Raw genomic sequence first — 15,966 nt, forward strand, 5'->3', positions numbered from 1 at the left:
AAAAACCGGCACAGCCAGGTCGAAACGCATAATTATGACACAAAAAAACCTGAATGAATATCCAGTATGCGAATGCAACAAGGTCGATCGAAAAGACAATTCTGGAATGCAATTCGCACTTATCAACACGGGTGTGGTTTCGCACTCAGCGTGGTAAACTGACGCGTTTATACTGTGTAGAAATCAATCATCGGGAGAAGTGCTCATGGCCAGCAGAGGCGTAAACAAAGTAATTCTGGTCGGGAATCTGGGTCAGGATCCAGAAGTCCGTTACATGCCGAACGGCGGCGCAGTGGCCAACATTACCCTGGCGACCTCCGAAAGCTGGCGTGACAAGGCGACCGGCGAACAGAAAGAGAAGACCGAGTGGCACCGCGTCGTGCTGTTCGGCAAACTGGCCGAAGTGGCGGGCGAATACCTGCGTAAAGGCTCTCAGGTCTACATCGAAGGCTCCCTGCAGACCCGTAAATGGCAGGATCAGAGCGGCCAGGATCGCTACACCACCGAGATCGTGGTTAACGTCGGCGGCACCATGCAGATGCTGGGCGGCCGTCAGGGCGGCGGCGCACCGGCCGGTCAATCTGCCGGCGGCCAGGGCGGTTGGGGCCAGCCTCAGCAGCCACAGGGCGGCAACCAGTTCAGCGGCGGCCAGCAGCAGTCGCGCCCGGCGCAGAACAGCGCTCCGGCGGCCAGCAGCAACGAACCGCCAATGGATTTCGACGACGATATCCCGTTCTGATATCCGGCCGTTTGCAGCCAAAAAAAAGCCCCTTCACGGGGCTTTTTGCATTTCAGGGATGGTTACGCCGAGAAGCCTCCGTCGATGCTCAGGCTGGCGCCGGTGATATAACCCGCCTGCGGGCCGGCGAGGTAGGCGACGAAGCCGGCGATCTCTTCATCTTTGCCGTAGCGGCCGATCGCCATCAGCTGCTTGAGCTGCTCGGCGAACTCACCGGCGTCCGGGTTCATCTCGGTGTCTACCGGGCCGGGCTGCACGTTATTGACGGTGATGCCGCGCGGGCCGAGATCGCGCGCCATGCCTTTGGTCAGGCCGACCAGCGCCGATTTGCTCATCGCATACACCGCCGCGCCGCCGAACGGCACGCGCTCGGCGTTGGTGCTGCCGATGTGAATGATGCGGCCGCCGTCGTTCATGTGGCGCGCCGCTTCCTGGCTGGCGACGAACACGCTGCGCACGTTGACCGCCAGCATGCGATCCAAATCGTCCAGCGCCAGCTCCTCGGTGCTGCCCAGCGTAAACACCCCGGCATTGTTCACCAGAATATCCAGGTTGCCGAACTGGCTGACCGCCTGGCGCACCGCCTGCTGCAGCGCCGCCGCATCGGCGCTGTCGGCCTTGATGGCGAGGGCTTTGCCGCCGGCGGCGGTAACGGCGCTTGCCACCGCTTCGGCGCGATCGGCCGAGGCGGCGTAGGTAAAGGCGACCGCGGCCCCTTCGCTCGCCAACCGTTTCACGATGGCGGCGCCGATGCCGCGTGAGCCGCCCTGGACGAACGCGACTTTGCCATGCAGAGGTTGTGCTGTGGTCATGTTATTTCTCCAAAGTGGGTGAGGGTAAGGCGTTATTCCCAGTATCGGTGAAATGTCTGGCGGCCACTGTTCACAAAGAGCTTTGCCTGCCCACAACGAGAAAAGCCCCTTGCGGGGCTTCTTTCTTCCGTCGGTTGGCTGTTCGACGATCAGTTGAAGATTTCTGCGGTGCCGTACAGTTTGTTCTGGCCGCCGGCGGCGACGATGCGGTATGAGCTGGCGCCTGACGCAGCGGCTTTGCTGGCCAGTTCGCTTTCCAGCGCGCTCAGGTTGCTGGCGCCGCTAACGGAGACTACGCCGATTTTCTGGGCGTCTGCAGCGGGTTGGCTGGACGGCAGGTCAGCGGCGAAGGTAGCGAAAGAAGCGGTAGCCAGCAGCGCAGCGGTAGCAAAAATTTTGACGTTTTTCATGATGTATTCCTCAGCGTATTGATTGGATGAGAGCCCGTTGTCTCTCGATGTATTAAATAGTAGTGCGACAGGCTGGAATAAAAAATCGGAGAGTTTTGAGTATCTCTGTCAAATAAACTGATTGTTTTTTCATCCGCTGGCGCGCGGTAAAAATCGCCACTACCCTTTACAGACGATCCTTAACCGGAGAAGCGTAATGACGGTAAACGCATTTATCGGCAGCTGGGCGCTGGTGTCCTCGGCATTTGAGAACCAGGACGGCGAGCTGAATTACCCGCTGGGCGAGCAGGTGCTGGGGCGCATCCATTATGAGGCCAACGGCACGATGGCGGCGCAGCTTTACAGCGCCGTGCGGCCGCGTTTCGCCGCCGACGATTTGGCGCAGGGGTCAGAGCGGGAGATCCGCGCCGCCTTCATCAATATGATTTGCTACTTCGGTCGCTATCAGGTGGAGGAAAGTGAGCAGCGGGTGGTGCATCAGGTCGAAGGCTGCTCGTTCCCCAACTGGGTAGGCAGCCGTCAGGTGCGTTTTTACGCTTTCAGCGGCGATCGGCTGACGTTGCGCACGGTGCCCTTGCAGCTCGGCAACGGCGTGCAGGTGGGCGAACTGGTGTGGCAGCGGACAGGAGCTTCTTTATGATCATTGTTCATCATCTCAATCATTCGCGCTCGCAGCGCATTCTGTGGTTTCTGGAAGAGCTGGGCGTGCCCTATCAGGTGCAACGCTACGAACGCGATCCGCAGACCATGCTGGCGCCGGCGGCGCTGAAAAAGATCCACCCGCTGGGCAAATCACCGGTGATCGTCGACGGCGATCTGACGCTGGCGGAATCCGGCGGCATCATCGAATATCTGCAGGAAGCCTATGACGCGCAAGGGATGTTCATGCCGACCGACTTCCACGCGCGCCAGCAATACCGCTACTGGCTGCACTACGCCGAAGGATCGCTGATGCCGCTGTTGGTGATGAAACTGGTGTTCAGCCGCCTCGGCCAGCCGCCGATCCCCTGGCTGCTGCGGCCGGTGGCCGGCGCGATCGGCAAGGGCGTGCAGCGCGAATATCTCGACAAGCAGATCGCGCCGCACTGCGAGTATCTCGAGCAGCACCTGAACAAGGGCAGCTGGTTCGTCGGCAACGACTTCAGCGCGGCGGACATACAGATGAGCTTCCCGCTGGAGGCGATGGCGGCGCGCGGCGCGTTGGATGATTGCCCGAAACTGCGCGGCTTTCTGCAGCGCATTCACGCCCGGCCCGCCTACCAGCGGGCGTTGGAGCAGGGCGGCCCTTACGACCTGCTGAGTTAACCGGATGGGCTATACTCGATGGGGTCATTCTTCATCGGAGGTAGCCCATGGCTACGCAAATCTTCGTTAACCTGCCCGTACGCGATCTGCCCGCCTCGATGGCGTTTTTCACCCGCCTGGGTTTCACTTTCAACCCGCAATTTACCGATGACACCGCCGCGTGCATGGTGGTCAGCGACACGATTTACGTGATGCTGCTGACCCATGACAAATTCAGGGTGTTTACCCCGAACCCGATCGGCGACGCCAAACAGGCCACCGAAGTGCTGGTTTGCCTGTCGCAGCCCAGCCGGGCGGCGGTGGACGAACTGGTGCGCAAGGCGGTCGCCGGCGGCGGCAACACCTACCACCCGCCGCGGGACTACGGCGTGATGTACGGCCACGGTTTTCAGGATCTGGACGGCCATATCTGGGAGTTGATGTATATGGATCCCGCGGCGGTGCAGGCGCAATAACCCCGCCGTGACGGAATTCGCCGGGGCGCTCGTCGCCCCGGTTTTATCGTGCAGGCGCCATTTCCGCCGCTTTCTGCATAAATTGCCGCGATCTTTAGTTGATTAGACGCTAGGGAAGGCAGGATAATCGTTTGCCTTGAATAAACCACCATAAATCACCCGTACCGCGCGCTGCGAGTTAAACGTTTGCCTTGGTGCGCATCGCCGTTGGCGCTGCGACGGAAGGGCACGGATGCGGAACGTGACGTAAACGATTACGTGACGATCGGGCGCGGGCGAGATTACAGGCCTGCTGCGACGGGCCGATTCATGAAACACAGGGGAAGTAACCTATGTCGAACTCTCAAGCGAACCACGCCGCAAAACCAACCGGCGGGCTTGATGGCTATTTTAAAATTTCCGCGCGCGGCAGCAGCGTGCGCCAGGAGGTGGTGGCGGGGCTGACCACCTTCCTGGCGATGGTGTACTCGGTGATCGTGGTGCCGAGCATGCTGGGCAAAGCGGGCTTCCCGCCGGCGGCGGTGTTTGTCTCCACTTGCCTGGTGGCCGGTCTGGGCTCGCTGCTGATGGGGCTGTGGGCTAACCTGCCGATGGCGATCGGCTGTGCGATCTCGTTGACCGCCTTCACCGCCTTCAGCCTGGTGCTGGGCCAGCACATCAGCATTCCGGTGGCGCTGGGCGCGGTGTTCCTGATGGGCGTACTGTTTACCATTATCTCGGTCACCGGTATCCGCGCCTGGATCCTGCGCAACCTGCCGATGGGCGTGGCGCACGGCACCGGCATCGGTATCGGTCTGTTCCTGCTGCTGATCGCCGCCAACGGCGTCGGCCTGGTAGTGAAGAATCCGCTGGATGGCCTGCCGGTGGCGCTCGGCGCGTTCACCTCCTTCCCGGTGGTAATGACGCTGGTCGGCCTGGCGGTGATCTTCGGCCTGGAAAAACTGCGCGTGCCCGGCGGCATTTTGCTGGTGATCATCGCCATTTCCATCATCGGCCTGATCTTCGACCCGGCGGTGAAATACCAGGGGCTGTTCGCCATGCCGAGCCTGGCGGACGCTGATGGCAAATCGTTGATCTTCAGCCTGGATATCATGGGCGCGTTGCAGCCGGTGGTGTTGCCGAGCGTGCTGGCGCTGGTGATGACCGCGGTGTTCGACGCCACCGGTACCATCCGCGCGGTGGCCGGGCAGGCCAACCTGCTGGATAAAGACGGCCAGATCATCAACGGCGGCAAGGCGCTGACCTCGGATTCCCTGAGCAGCATCTTCTCCGGCCTGGTGGGCGCCGCGCCCGCCGCGGTCTACATCGAATCCGCCGCCGGCACCGCCGCGGGCGGCAAGACCGGCCTGACCGCCACCGTGGTCGGCATTCTGTTCCTGCTGATCCTGTTCCTGTCGCCGCTGGCCTATCTGGTGCCGGTCTATGCCACCGCACCGGCGCTGATGTACGTCGGCCTGCTGATGCTGAGCAACGTCACCAAGCTGGACTTCAACGACTTCGTCGACGCGATGGCCGGCCTGCTGTGCGCGGTGTTCATCGTGCTGACCTGCAACATCGTTACCGGCATCATGCTGGGCTTCAGCTCGCTGGTCATCGGCCGCATCTTCTCCGGCGAATGGCGCAAGCTGAACATCGGCACCGTGCTGATCGCCGTGGCGCTGGTGGCGTTCTACGCCGGCGGCTGGGCGATTTAAGCCCTCGGGTTTCCCTCGCCCGGCGGGCGAGGGAAGCTGTCACGGCAATTCCCTTCTTAAGATAAGTCTTCTTCTGCTCTGCACCGCGTTTTGAAAGGCACAACAAGCTTTAACGGCTGTAAAAAAAGTGATCTACTATCGGGACCAACGCAGGCCCTGAGCCGATGTCGTCTGAATCGTAGAGTCTAAGGAAAGCATGGAAATCTTTTTTACAATCCTCATTTTGATCCTGGTGGTCTCCCTGTCCGGGGTGGTGACGCGCATGTTGCCGTTCCAGGTGCCGCTGCCGCTGATGCAAATCGCCATTGGGGCCCTGTTGGCCTGGCCGCATTTCGGGCTGCACGTCGACTTTGATCCCGAACTGTTCCTGGTGCTGTTCATTCCGCCGCTGCTGTTCGCCGACGGCTGGAAAACGCCAACGCGCGAATTCCTGCACCACGGGCGTGAAATTCTCGGCCTGGCGCTGGTGCTGGTGCTGATCACCGTGGTCGGCGTCGGTTATCTGATCTACGCCATGGTGCCGGGCATTCCGCTGGTGGCAGCCTTCGCGCTGGCGGCGGTGCTGTCGCCGACCGATGCCGTGGCGCTGTCCGGCATCGTCGGCAAAGGGCGCATTCCCAAGCCGATCATGGGCGTGCTCGAGGGCGAGGCGCTGATGAACGACGCGTCCGGCCTGGTGTCGCTCAAGTTCGCCATCGCGGTGGCGATGGGCACCATGGTGTTCACCGTGGGCGGCGCAACCCTCGAGTTTCTCAAAGTGGCGATCGGCGGCCTGCTGGCCGGCGTGGCGGTCACCTGGACCTACAGTAAATCGCTGCGGGTGATGAGCCGCTGGAGCGGCGACGATCCGGCGACCCAGATCGTGTTCCTGCTGCTGCTGCCGTTCGCTTCTTACCTGATCGCCGAACATATCGGCGTTTCCGGCATCCTGGCGGCGGTAGCGGCGGGGATGACCATCAGCCAGTCCGGCGTGATCCGCAACGCGCCGCTGGCGATGCGCCTGCGCGCCAACAGCGTATGGGCGATGCTGGAATTCGTATTCAACGGCATGGTGTTCATCATGTTGGGCCTGCAGCTGCCGGGCATTCTTGAGACCTCCATCCTGCAGGCGGAGCTGGATCCGACCATCCAGACCTGGTACCTGTTCGCCGACGTGGCCACCATCTACGCCGCGCTGCTGGTGCTGCGTTTCACCTGGCTGTGGGTAATGAAGAAGGCCAGCAACCGCTTTATGAAAAAGCGCCCGCTGCAGTTCGGCGACTACAGCACGCGTGAGCTGTGGGTGGCGTCGTTCGCCGGGGTGCGCGGGGCGATTACTCTGGCCGGTGTGCTGTCGATACCGCTGTTGCTGAGCGACGGCACCGCCTTCCCGGCGCGCTATCAGCTGGTGTTTATCGCCGCCGGGGTGATCCTGCTGTCGTTGATCGTCGGCGTGCTGGCGTTGCCGCTGCTGCTGCGCGGCGTGCAGGTGACCGACAAGAGCGCCAGCAAGCAGGAAGAACGCATGGCGATCGCCATGGCGGCCGAAGTGGCGATCGAGAGCGTGAATAAAATGGAAGAGCGCCTGGTTGCCGATACCGAAGAGAACCTCGATCCGCAGGTGTTGAAAGAGGTCAGCTCGCGGGTGACGGGCATGCTGCGGCGGCGTATCGCGTCGAAAGACGATATCGAGAATGCGCTGGCGATGGAAAACCTCGAGCGGCGTTTCCGCCTGACGGCGCTGCGTGCCGAACGCGGCGAGCTGTACCATCTGCGCGCCACGCAGAAAATCAGCAACGAGACGCTGCAAAAACTGCTGCACGATCTCGACTTGCTCGAGGCGCTGCTGATCGAGCGCGAAGGGTAAACCTCAGAAGAGGAATCATGTTTTCCTCTTTATTTCTTCCCGAAGGGCCGCCTGTGCGGCCCTTGTTTTTTGGCTACTTGAGCGGCGGCCAGTAGTCGCGGCAGCAGGCGATCCAGGCCTGCGCGCTGTGCGACAGGTAGCTGCCCTGGCGCCAGATCAGGCCGATTTTCCACTCCATGCGTGGCTCCAGCGGCAGCCAGACCAGGTTTTCCTTGTCCAGCCAGCGGCAGACCGGCTCCGGCAGCATGGCGATGCCCACGCCGGCCTGCACCATCGAGGCGAGGAAATCCCATTGGCCACTGCGCACCGCGATTTGCGGTTCAAAACCGGCCTGGCGAAACGCCTTCATCAGCATCTTGTACAGCGCAAAGTCTTCGTTATAAATCAGGATCGGGCTGTCGGCCAATTCGGCGATATTGATGCGGGTGCGGTTGAGCCACTGCGGCGTGCGCGGCGCCACCACGCACATCGGGTGGCCCAGCAGCGGCAGAAAGGTCAGCGGCTGTTCCGAATCGAAGGGCAGCACCGTCATCGCCAGATCCAGTTCGCCGGACATCACCGCCTGTTCGACCGACAGCCCGCCCAGCTCGGAAATTTTCAATTCGATGCCGGGATAGGTCTGGCGAAAGCGGCGGATCAGATCGGCGATCTGCCTGCCCACCATCGGCGGAATGCCCAGCCGCAGCACGCCTTTTTTCACCGAGCTGATGTCTTCCAGCTCCGCCTCCAGCTGGCGGAATTCGTCGAGGATCGTCAGGCCGCGCTGATACACCGCCTGGCCGCTGTCGGTCAGGCGCAGCTTGCGGCCTTCGCGGATCAGCAGCGTGCATTCCAGCTCCTCTTCCAGATGCCGCAGCATCTTGCTGATGGTGGGCTGGGTGACGAACAGTTTTTCCGCGGCGCGGGTGAAGCTTTGCTGGCGCACCACTTCAACGAAGTAGCGCAGGGTGCGGACATCCACGTTAGGGGCCTCCTTGAGGGCGCTACCGGCGAGAAACTATTCCCGGCCGGCATGATGTCGATAATTTTAATTCATTTCAGGCGTGGTTTCCCGGCTGCGTATACTGTAGGCCGTCAATTTATTGTTTGAGGTCATCTTTCATGTCTCTGGCGTTACGCCGCGTTGCCCCCTCCCTGCTGACCCGTTTGCAGGTGCCGATTCAGGTGGCGTTGTATGCGGCGCTGTTCCTGATCGCCGATCGCCTGGTGCAACAATTCCACCTGCCGCTCCCCGCCAATATCGTCGGCATGCTGATGCTGCTGGCGCTGATCCTGCTGCGCATTCTGCCGCTGAGCTGGGTCAAGGCCGGCTCCCGCTGGCTGCTGGCGGAAATGCTGCTGTTCTTCGTGCCGGCGGTGGTGGCGGTGGTCAACTATGCCCAGCTGCTGATGGTCGAGGGCTGGAAGATCTTTCTGGTGATCGCGGTCAGCACCATGCTGACGCTGGGCGCTACCGGGCTGGTGGTGGACAGGGTGTATCGGCTGGAGATTTGGCTACAGCGGCGGAAGCAGCGTCATGAATGATTTTATCCTCAGCCTGGCCTGCTTTCTGGCGACGCTGGCGCTTTACTTCGCCAACAAGAAACTGTACCGTCGCCGCCGCACGTTACTGCTGATGCCGCTGGTGCTGACGCCGATGATCCTGGTGCTGCTGCTGGTGGTCACCCACATCTCCTATCAGGACTATATCGGCGAAACCCACTGGCTGCTGTGGCTGCTGGGGCCGGCGACCATCGCCTTCGCGGTGCCGGTGTACGAGAACCTGCATATCATCCGCCGCCACTGGCTGTCGCTGGCCGCCGGCGTAACGACGGCGGTGCTGGTGGCGGTGTATAGCTCGGTGTGGCTGGCGCGCCTGCTGACGCTGCCGGAAGAGGTGCAGCGCAGCCTGGCGGTGCGTTCGATCACCACGCCGTTCGCGCTGGAGGCCGCCAAACAGATGGGCGGGCAGCCGGATCTGGTGGCGCTGTTCGTGGTGATCACCGGGGTGTTCGGCATGGCGGTGGGCGACATTCTGTTTCTGCGGCTGGCGGTGCGCAGCCGCCTGGCGAAGGGGGCCGGATTTGGCGCCTCGTCGCACGGTGCCGGCACCGCCCGCGCTTATGAACTGGGGCCGCAGGAGGGCGTGGTGTCGAGCCTGGTGATGATGTTGGCCGGCATTATCACGGTGGTGGCCGCGCCGCTGATCGGTCGGCTGATGTGGTAAGACCTCTCGGGGCGGGCTCTGCCGCCCCGTTTTACGTTGTCTGGCATTGGGAACGATGCCGTTGATTGACGCCCGAAAAAACGAAGAAATTTTTCAGCATAATTTTTCCCATCGTTATAACAAAAAACGATAGATGCGCCGCGAGCAAAATTGCCGTTCATTTTAAATGCTAATGAATTAATTAAATAATAAATTATTATCATAAAAACAATAAAGTATAACTTATTGATATCGAGAGCCTCTTATCGTAAGCATTGCTGCACATTAACTGAGGTGAATAATACAAAAGAATATGAGTTCCTCTCTAATTATCTCAGATTAATACAAGCGGAATACGCTCGTCATCCCTGAGTAATATCGGGGAAATAAAATGGTCATTTATTCCCTTTCGCACATTTCGCCAAAAAAAATATCCTCTCCTATACTTCACAGCTCAACAAATTGAGGCACAGGGGGAACCTCTGGATTAACCATTTCATCCTTTCTTAGTTGGGGGGAGACCCAACTTTTCTACGGTTTTTTTATTCTGACCTGAACTGTCGGACGGCCAGGCTTTGCCTAAATCCGGACGGTCCCTTTCATTAACGTAATGAAAACGTGCTAGAGAATATTATGAACAAACAAACTGATGTGAAGAGTGGGGAACTCCGTACGGGTGCTCAGGCCGCGGCGGAGAAAGTCGAACTGCATGAAATGACTATCGCCCAGCGTGAACTCTGGCTGGGGGAAAACATTTCCAAAGAGTTGTCGTTCAATATCTGGGGCTATGGGCAGGTTGACGGGCCTCTCGACGTTAAGCTGCTGCGGCAAGCCATCGATGCTATCGTCGAAGAAACGCCGGCTCTGCAAGCGCATTTTGTGGAAAAAGACGGTGAGCTTTATCAATACCGCGCGCCACGCACACATGAGCCGCTGTTCACACTCGATCTCAGTAAGGAACCCGATCCCCTGCAGGCGGCCAGACGCTGGATGGTGGCGGATGCGGCGCTGCCGCGCCGCGCCACGGGAGAGGAACCTTTTAGTTTTTATGTGATTACGCTCGCTCCGCAGCGCTATGTCCTCTATCGGCGTTTCCACCATATGATCACCGACGGCCGCAGTGCCGAGGAAGTGATGCGGCGCATCGCGGCTTACTATAACGCGCTGGCGTCCGGCGGCGTCATCCCTGAATTCGCCAACTGCAATTTCTCTCTGCTTTATGAAAACGACATCAAATACCGCGACTCCTCACGCTTTTCTTCCGATCAGGCTTTTTGGCGGGAATATACTGCCGCTGCGCCGCAGAGTTTGTCGCGTAGAGCCATATTGACCCCAGACGCCGCGATGAACCGCAACACGCAGCTGCTGGAAAAAGAGGCATTGGATCAGCTGCAGCAACAAGCTGACAATATCGGCGTACACCGCGCACATATATTGGCCGCCGCCGTAGCATTATGTTTCTACAGCCTGACCGGCAGTGAATATCTTAATTTCAGCATGCCGGTGACCGGAACGAGAGAACGAAACAGTATTGGTATGACCTCTAACGTTGTCCCTTTGATTATCAAGGTTGAACCCCAGCTGAGTCTGGCCGAATTTATCCAAAAGGTCGCAGCCGAAATAGCAAAAGTGGTTCGTCATCAATTATATCGTGGGGAGGACATTCGGCGTGACAATGGCGCGACGGATTCCGCCTGGTTTGGCCCTTCAATTAACATTGTTTCTTTCGACCACGGCGATCCTTTCTGGGGATGCCGCACCCGTTGGTATTATGGCGGGAATATTCCGTCCGGCGATCTACAGATTATGCTGTATGAAGACCAGCAGGCGAATGAGCTGGACGTCACTTTTTCTGACGCCGATTATGCAAATTCATTAGGCGATCTGGATGTTTTGCAGCGCCGTTTCCAGTTTATTTTACGGGCGCTGAACGCATCAACGGCGGGGACGATCGAGGCGTTGGATCGGCAAGTGGCGGCGCTGGCGGATACCGAGGCCGGCGGCAGCTTTTACACCAACCGTCGGCAACCGCCTGCTGGCGGCATCATTCGTTGGGATCGCCCGGCTGAGGCGCTGCAGCGCCTGGTGAGCTCGCTGAGCCATGGCGCGGGATGCGCGGCGAAGATGCTGCTGGCGGAGCGCGTGTTGGGCGTGACGGCGCTGCAGGCGGTGAGCGATGAGCGGCAGGCCGAACCCGGTACCCTGCTGCACGTCGAGGCCGACGGCTGGGTAATTGCCGCGAACCCCGGCGTGGTGCGCGTCGGGCCGTTCTTGCGCGCCGACGGCTCGGCTCAGCCAGGCGATGCGCTGGCGCAGGCCTGCGGCCTGTCTGTCGGCTCGGTCTTGCCGACGATTAACGCTGCCGAAGCCTCGCTGTTAGGCGCGGCGTATGGCGCCAGCGCCGATAGCGCCGCTTTTTGGCAACCGCGCCTGACGCGTTATTATCCGGCGCCGTTCCCGCCGGGGCCTGGCCGCCAGGCGGATCTTCCCGCACGCTGGCAGGCGACGGCCTGGCAGCGCCTGGAAAAAATTGCCGGCGAGCAGGTGCTGGCGGCAGCAACCCTTTATCTGGCGCGCATGTGCAATGAAACCGATTTTCAGCTGGGGTGGATCACCCCGGGCGATCGGAATTGGGGGCGTTGGGCTCACCTGAGCGCGCGCGTGCTGCCGCTGCAGGTCTCTGTTGATCACACCGGCAATTTCCAGCAGGCGTTGGCCGCGCTGGAACAGGAATATAGCCAGCTGCGCGCTCATGCCGATTATCATCCCGCGTTGCTGACGCGCGATGCGGACCTGCGAGCGTCTCAGACTTGGCCGACGGCGGTATCGATCGTCAGCCGGCGCTCGGCGCAGGGGTTGCAGCCTGAAGACGAGGGGGTTGCCGCCATCATGGCTTCCGGCTCGCGCGCGGTATTGCAAATCTGCAAGGCTGACGGCGCTTTCCGTTGGGTCTACGACGCCGCCTCCGTGGCTGACGAGCAGATGTTGCGGGCGACGCAACATCTGCTGATGCTGCTCAACGACGCGGTGAGGGCGGGTTCTCATCGTCGCACCGTCGGCGAACTCAGTCTGGTTTCCGAGGAAGAACGCGCGCAGTTGCTGCAGGGCCTCAACCACACCGTCGCTTCACATTCGCCGACGGCCTGTCTGCACCGGTTGTTCGAAGCACAGGTTAAACGGACGCCGGAGGCGATCGCGGTGACGTATGGCGATGACAGCCTGACCTACGCGGAATTGAATACCCAGGCGAACCGTTGGGCCCATCGGCTGGTACAGCTTGGCGTGCAGCCGGACAGCCTGGTGGCGCTGTGTGCCGGGCGCGGGCTGCCGATGCTGGTCGGGCTGCTGGGGATCCTCAAAGCCGGCGGCGCCTATGTGCCGCTGGATCCCGCCTATAGCGGCGAGCGGCTACAGTACATCCTGGCGGACTCAGCGCCGGTGCTGCTGTTGGCGGATGAGCTCGGCCGACAAGCGCTGGGTGGCTGCGAGGTGCCGGTGCTGGCGCTGGAACAGCCACTGACGGGAGAAAGCGACGATCTGCAGGACGTCGGGGTGCGCCCGGCGCACCTGGCATATGTGATTTATACCTCCGGCTCGACCGGCAAACCCAAAGGGGTGATGGTGGAGCACCGGCAGGTCGCGCGGTTGTTCAGCGCGACGAACGCCTGGTTCAACTTCAGCGCCGCCGACAGGTGGTGCCTGTTCCACTCATTCGCCTTCGACTTCTCGGTCTGGGAGATCTGGGGCGCCTGGCTGTATGGCGGCCAGCTGTTCATCGTACCGCAGGCGATCGCCCGCTCGGCGCCGGATTTTTATCATTTCGTCTGCCGCAGCGGCATCACGGTATTGAACCAGACGCCGAGCGCCTTCAAAGCCTTTATCCAGGCTCAGGCGCACAGCGAAGCGCGCCAGCAGCTACGCGAGATCGTGTTCGGTGGCGAAATGCTGAAGCCTTGCGATCTTGCGCCGTGGTTTGCTCGTCCAGAGAACCGGCAGACACGGTTGATCAACATGTACGGTATCACCGAGACCACGGTGCATGTGACTTATCGGCCGCTGTCGGCGCAGGATACGGCGATCACCACCAGTCCGATCGGCAGCCGCATCCCGGATTTGCGCTTGTATCTGCTGGGCACCGACGGCGAACCGGTGCCGATGGGGGCGATCGGCGAACTGTACGTCGGCGGCGAAGGGGTGGCGCGGGGTTACCTGAACCGGCCCGAATTGACGGCGGAACGTTTTCTCGATGATCCTTTCAACCGGGCGCCGGGTGCGCGCATGTATCGTACCGGCGATCTGGCGCGCTATCTGCCGGGTGGCGATATCGAATACCTGGGGCGCAATGACCAGCAGGTAAAAATCCGCGGTTTCCGCATCGAATGCGGCGAGGTGGAGGCTCAGCTGAGTACCGATCCGCGCGTGCGCAGCGTAGCCGTGGACGCGATTGACGATGGCGACGGGGGCAAGCGACTGGTGGCGTGGGTGGTTCCGGCACCGGAAGCCGAACGCGCTACGCTGGCGACCGGGCTGCGTCAGCATCTGCAGGCGCGGCTGCCGGATTATATGGTGCCGGTGGCTTACGTTTGGCTGGAGGCGTTGCCGCTGACCGGCAACGGCAAATTGGACAAGCGGGCTCTGCCGGTGCCGCAGGTCGACGCCTATGTGCGTGAAGCCTATGCGCCGCCGCAGGGCGAGGCAGAAAACCTGCTGGCGGCTATCTGGCGCGAGCTGCTGGGCGTAGAGCGCGTCGGTCGCTATGACCACTTCTTCGAACTGGGCGGGCATTCGCTGATGGCGGTGCGCCTGGCTAACCGCGTGCAACAGGCCGGATGGCAGTTACCGTTGCAGGCGCTGTTCGCCAGCCCGGTACTGCACGTGCTGGCGCAGGCGCTGGAAGTTGCGCCGGCTCAGGAACCGCTGCCGATACTGCCGGTGGCGCGCGACGGCGATTTGCCCCTGTCGTTCGCCCAGCAACGCCTGTGGTTCCTGACCCAGTTGGAGGGGATGAGCGAAACCTACCATATCCCCCTGGCGCTGCGGCTGCACGGCCGGTTGGACCGGCAGGCGCTGCAACATAGTCTGGATGCGCTCTATGCGCGTCACGAATCGCTGCGTAGCCGGTTCATCACCCGGGAAGATCGGCCACAGGTGCAGATTTTGCCGGCAAACGGGCTGCCGCTTGCGTTCCACGATCTGCGACGTCACCCCGCGCAAGCCGACACGCTGTGCCGTCAGGCAGCCACTCAACCGTTTGATTTGACGCAGGGGCCGCTGGTGCGCGCCGCGCTGATCCGCCTGGCGGATGAGGAGCACCTGTTCCTGCTCACCTGTCATCACATCGTCTCCGACGGTTGGTCGACCGGCATTCTGCTGCGTGAACTGGGGGCGTTGTACGGCGCATTGCGTCGCGGCGATGCCGATCCGCTGCCGCCGCTGACGCTGCAATACCCGGATTATGCCGCCTGGCAGCGTCGCTATCTGACGCCGGAGCGGCTGGCGGCGCAGGCGCAATACTGGCGCGAAACGCTGATCGGTGCGCCGGCGCTGCTGACGCTGCCGACTGACCGGCCGCGTCCGACGGTGCAGTCTTTCAGCGGCGGGGAGGTGCCGATCGCGATCGACGCCGAGCTGACGCAGGCGCTGCGGCAGTTCAGCCGGCAGCATGGCGGCACGCTGTTCATGACGGTGCTGGCGGCCTGGAGCCTGGTGCTGGCGCGCATGGCCGGGCAGCAGGAGCTGGTGATCGGCACGCCGGAGGCCAACCGTGGCCGGCTGGAAACCGAATCGCTGGTCGGCTTCTTCGTCAGCACGCTGGCGCTGCGCATCGATCTTCGCGACGATCCGGATCTGCCGACGCTGATCGCGCGGATCCGCCACACGGTGCTGACGGCGCAGGAAAATCGCGATCTGCCGTTCGAGCAGGTGGTGGAGCTGGTCAATCCGCCGCGTCATCTGGGCTATACCCCGCTGTTCCAGGTGATGTTGGCCTGGCAGGACGGCTCGGTGCGCGATATTCCGCTGCCTGGGCTGCAGGCCGAGCTGGCCGGGCTGGAATACAGCGCGGCGAAGTTTGATCTGACGCTCGATCTGGCCGATACCGGCGAAGGCATCAGCGGTACGCTGAACTTCGCCACGGCATTGTTCGATCGCGCCACCGCCGAACGCTACGGCGTTTACCTGGTACAGGCGCTGCGGGCGATGACGCTGAATAGCCCACGGTCAGTATCCCATATCGATTTGTTGCCGCTCGCCGAACGGGAGCATCTGCTGCATGGCTGGAACCGCACCGAGCGTGACTACCCGCTGGATCAGACGCTGGCGGCGCTGTTCGAGCAGCAGGTGCGCCGCACGCCGCACGCCACCGCGCTGGTGAGCGGCACGGAAAGCCTGAGCTACGCCCAGCTGAACGCCCGCGCCAACCGGCTGGCGCACGCGCTGATAGCGCGCGGCGTCGGCCCGGACAGCCGGGTGGCGGTGTGCGCCGAACGCGGCCTGAACATGGTGACGGCGCTGTTCGGCA

General features: G+C 61.6%; 12 protein-coding genes. 9 read left to right on the plus strand and 3 right to left on the minus strand.

Annotated elements, in window-relative coordinates:
• Positions 1-205 precede the first annotated feature (205 nt).
• A complete protein-coding gene (gene ssb1, locus REA38_RS19850) occupies positions 206-739 on the plus strand; it encodes a single-stranded DNA-binding protein SSB1 (protein ID WP_033654707.1) in 534 nt (177 codons plus the stop codon).
• A 62-nt stretch (positions 740-801) separates the two neighbouring features.
• On the opposite strand, the gene REA38_RS19855 is transcribed toward ssb1, so the two are convergent.
• Together REA38_RS19855 and REA38_RS19860 are read right to left on the minus strand one after the other, a co-directional pair.
• A complete protein-coding gene (locus REA38_RS19855) occupies positions 802-1,551 on the minus strand; it encodes a 3-oxoacyl-ACP reductase family protein (protein ID WP_033649717.1) in 750 nt (249 codons plus the stop codon).
• Between the two features lie 149 nt (positions 1,552-1,700).
• Positions 1,701-1,961, minus strand: coding sequence for a YdgH/BhsA/McbA-like domain containing protein (locus tag REA38_RS19860; RefSeq protein WP_033636189.1), 261 nt, complete (start codon positions 1,959-1,961; stop codon positions 1,701-1,703).
• A gap of 196 nt (positions 1,962-2,157) precedes the next feature.
• On the opposite strand from REA38_RS19860, the gene REA38_RS19865 reads away from it, so the two are divergent.
• From REA38_RS19865 to REA38_RS19885, 5 genes are all read left to right on the plus strand, one after another.
• Positions 2,158-2,601 carry a lipocalin-like domain-containing protein gene (locus REA38_RS19865; RefSeq protein WP_033636188.1) on the plus strand — a complete coding sequence of 148 codons (444 nt, stop codon included), beginning with the start codon at positions 2,158-2,160 and terminating at the stop codon, positions 2,599-2,601.
• On the plus strand, positions 2,598-3,266 hold the full coding sequence (locus REA38_RS19870; protein WP_308886497.1) for a glutathione S-transferase: 669 nt from the start codon (positions 2,598-2,600) through the stop codon (positions 3,264-3,266). Before REA38_RS19865 ends, REA38_RS19870 begins: the two co-directional genes overlap by 4 nt.
• A gap of 47 nt (positions 3,267-3,313) precedes the next feature.
• Entirely contained in the window at positions 3,314-3,721 is a 408-nt protein-coding gene (locus REA38_RS19875; protein ID WP_060439609.1) for a VOC family protein, read from the plus strand.
• 332 nt (positions 3,722-4,053) lie between these two features.
• Entirely contained in the window at positions 4,054-5,415 is a 1,362-nt protein-coding gene (locus tag REA38_RS19880; protein WP_004936819.1) for an NCS2 family permease, read from the plus strand.
• Positions 5,416-5,611: 196 nt separating this feature from the next.
• Positions 5,612-7,261 (plus strand): Na+/H+ antiporter, encoded by a 1,650-nt coding sequence (locus tag REA38_RS19885; RefSeq protein ID WP_004936822.1) that lies wholly within the window; start codon positions 5,612-5,614, stop codon positions 7,259-7,261.
• A gap of 73 nt (positions 7,262-7,334) precedes the next feature.
• Here the strand turns inward: REA38_RS19885 and REA38_RS19890 are convergent, their stop codons facing one another.
• Positions 7,335-8,222 (minus strand): LysR family transcriptional regulator, encoded by an 888-nt coding sequence (locus REA38_RS19890; protein ID WP_025304429.1) that lies wholly within the window; start codon positions 8,220-8,222, stop codon positions 7,335-7,337.
• Between the two features lie 140 nt (positions 8,223-8,362).
• Between REA38_RS19890 and REA38_RS19895 the strand changes: the two genes are divergently transcribed.
• From REA38_RS19895 to REA38_RS19905, 3 genes are all read left to right on the plus strand, one after another.
• A complete protein-coding gene (locus REA38_RS19895; protein ID WP_004936830.1) occupies positions 8,363-8,785 on the plus strand; it encodes a CidA/LrgA family protein in 423 nt (140 codons plus the stop codon).
• Positions 8,778-9,467 (plus strand): LrgB family protein, encoded by a 690-nt coding sequence (locus tag REA38_RS19900; RefSeq protein WP_033649720.1) that lies wholly within the window; start codon positions 8,778-8,780, stop codon positions 9,465-9,467. Before REA38_RS19895 ends, REA38_RS19900 begins: the two co-directional genes overlap by 8 nt.
• A gap of 612 nt (positions 9,468-10,079) precedes the next feature.
• Positions 10,080-15,966, plus strand: a 5,887-nt coding sequence (locus REA38_RS19905; RefSeq protein WP_308886499.1) for a non-ribosomal peptide synthetase, incomplete at its 3' end; no start/stop codon positions are given.

The organism is Serratia sp. MF1(2023), assembly GCF_030954545.1.
In the GTDB taxonomy this organism is placed as follows: Bacteria; Pseudomonadota; Gammaproteobacteria; order Enterobacterales; family Enterobacteriaceae; genus Serratia; species Serratia sarumanii.

Bases quoted from the DNA above. Each gene is read 5' to 3' on its own strand.
- ssb1 (WP_033654707.1), top strand. From the start codon at position 206: ATGGCCAGCAGAGGCGTAAACAAAGTAATTCTGGTCGGGAATCTGGGT.
- REA38_RS19855 (WP_033649717.1), bottom strand. From the start codon at position 1,551: ATGACCACAGCACAACCTCTGCATGGCAAAGTCGCGTTCGTCCAGGGC.
- REA38_RS19860 (WP_033636189.1), bottom strand. From the start codon at position 1,961: ATGAAAAACGTCAAAATTTTTGCTACCGCTGCGCTGCTGGCTACCGCT.
- REA38_RS19865 (WP_033636188.1), top strand. From the start codon at position 2,158: ATGACGGTAAACGCATTTATCGGCAGCTGGGCGCTGGTGTCCTCGGCA.
- REA38_RS19870 (WP_308886497.1), top strand. From the start codon at position 2,598: ATGATCATTGTTCATCATCTCAATCATTCGCGCTCGCAGCGCATTCTG.
- REA38_RS19875 (WP_060439609.1), top strand. From the start codon at position 3,314: ATGGCTACGCAAATCTTCGTTAACCTGCCCGTACGCGATCTGCCCGCC.
- REA38_RS19880 (WP_004936819.1), top strand. From the start codon at position 4,054: ATGTCGAACTCTCAAGCGAACCACGCCGCAAAACCAACCGGCGGGCTT.
- REA38_RS19885 (WP_004936822.1), top strand. From the start codon at position 5,612: ATGGAAATCTTTTTTACAATCCTCATTTTGATCCTGGTGGTCTCCCTG.
- REA38_RS19895 (WP_004936830.1), top strand. From the start codon at position 8,363: ATGTCTCTGGCGTTACGCCGCGTTGCCCCCTCCCTGCTGACCCGTTTG.
- REA38_RS19900 (WP_033649720.1), top strand. From the start codon at position 8,778: ATGAATGATTTTATCCTCAGCCTGGCCTGCTTTCTGGCGACGCTGGCG.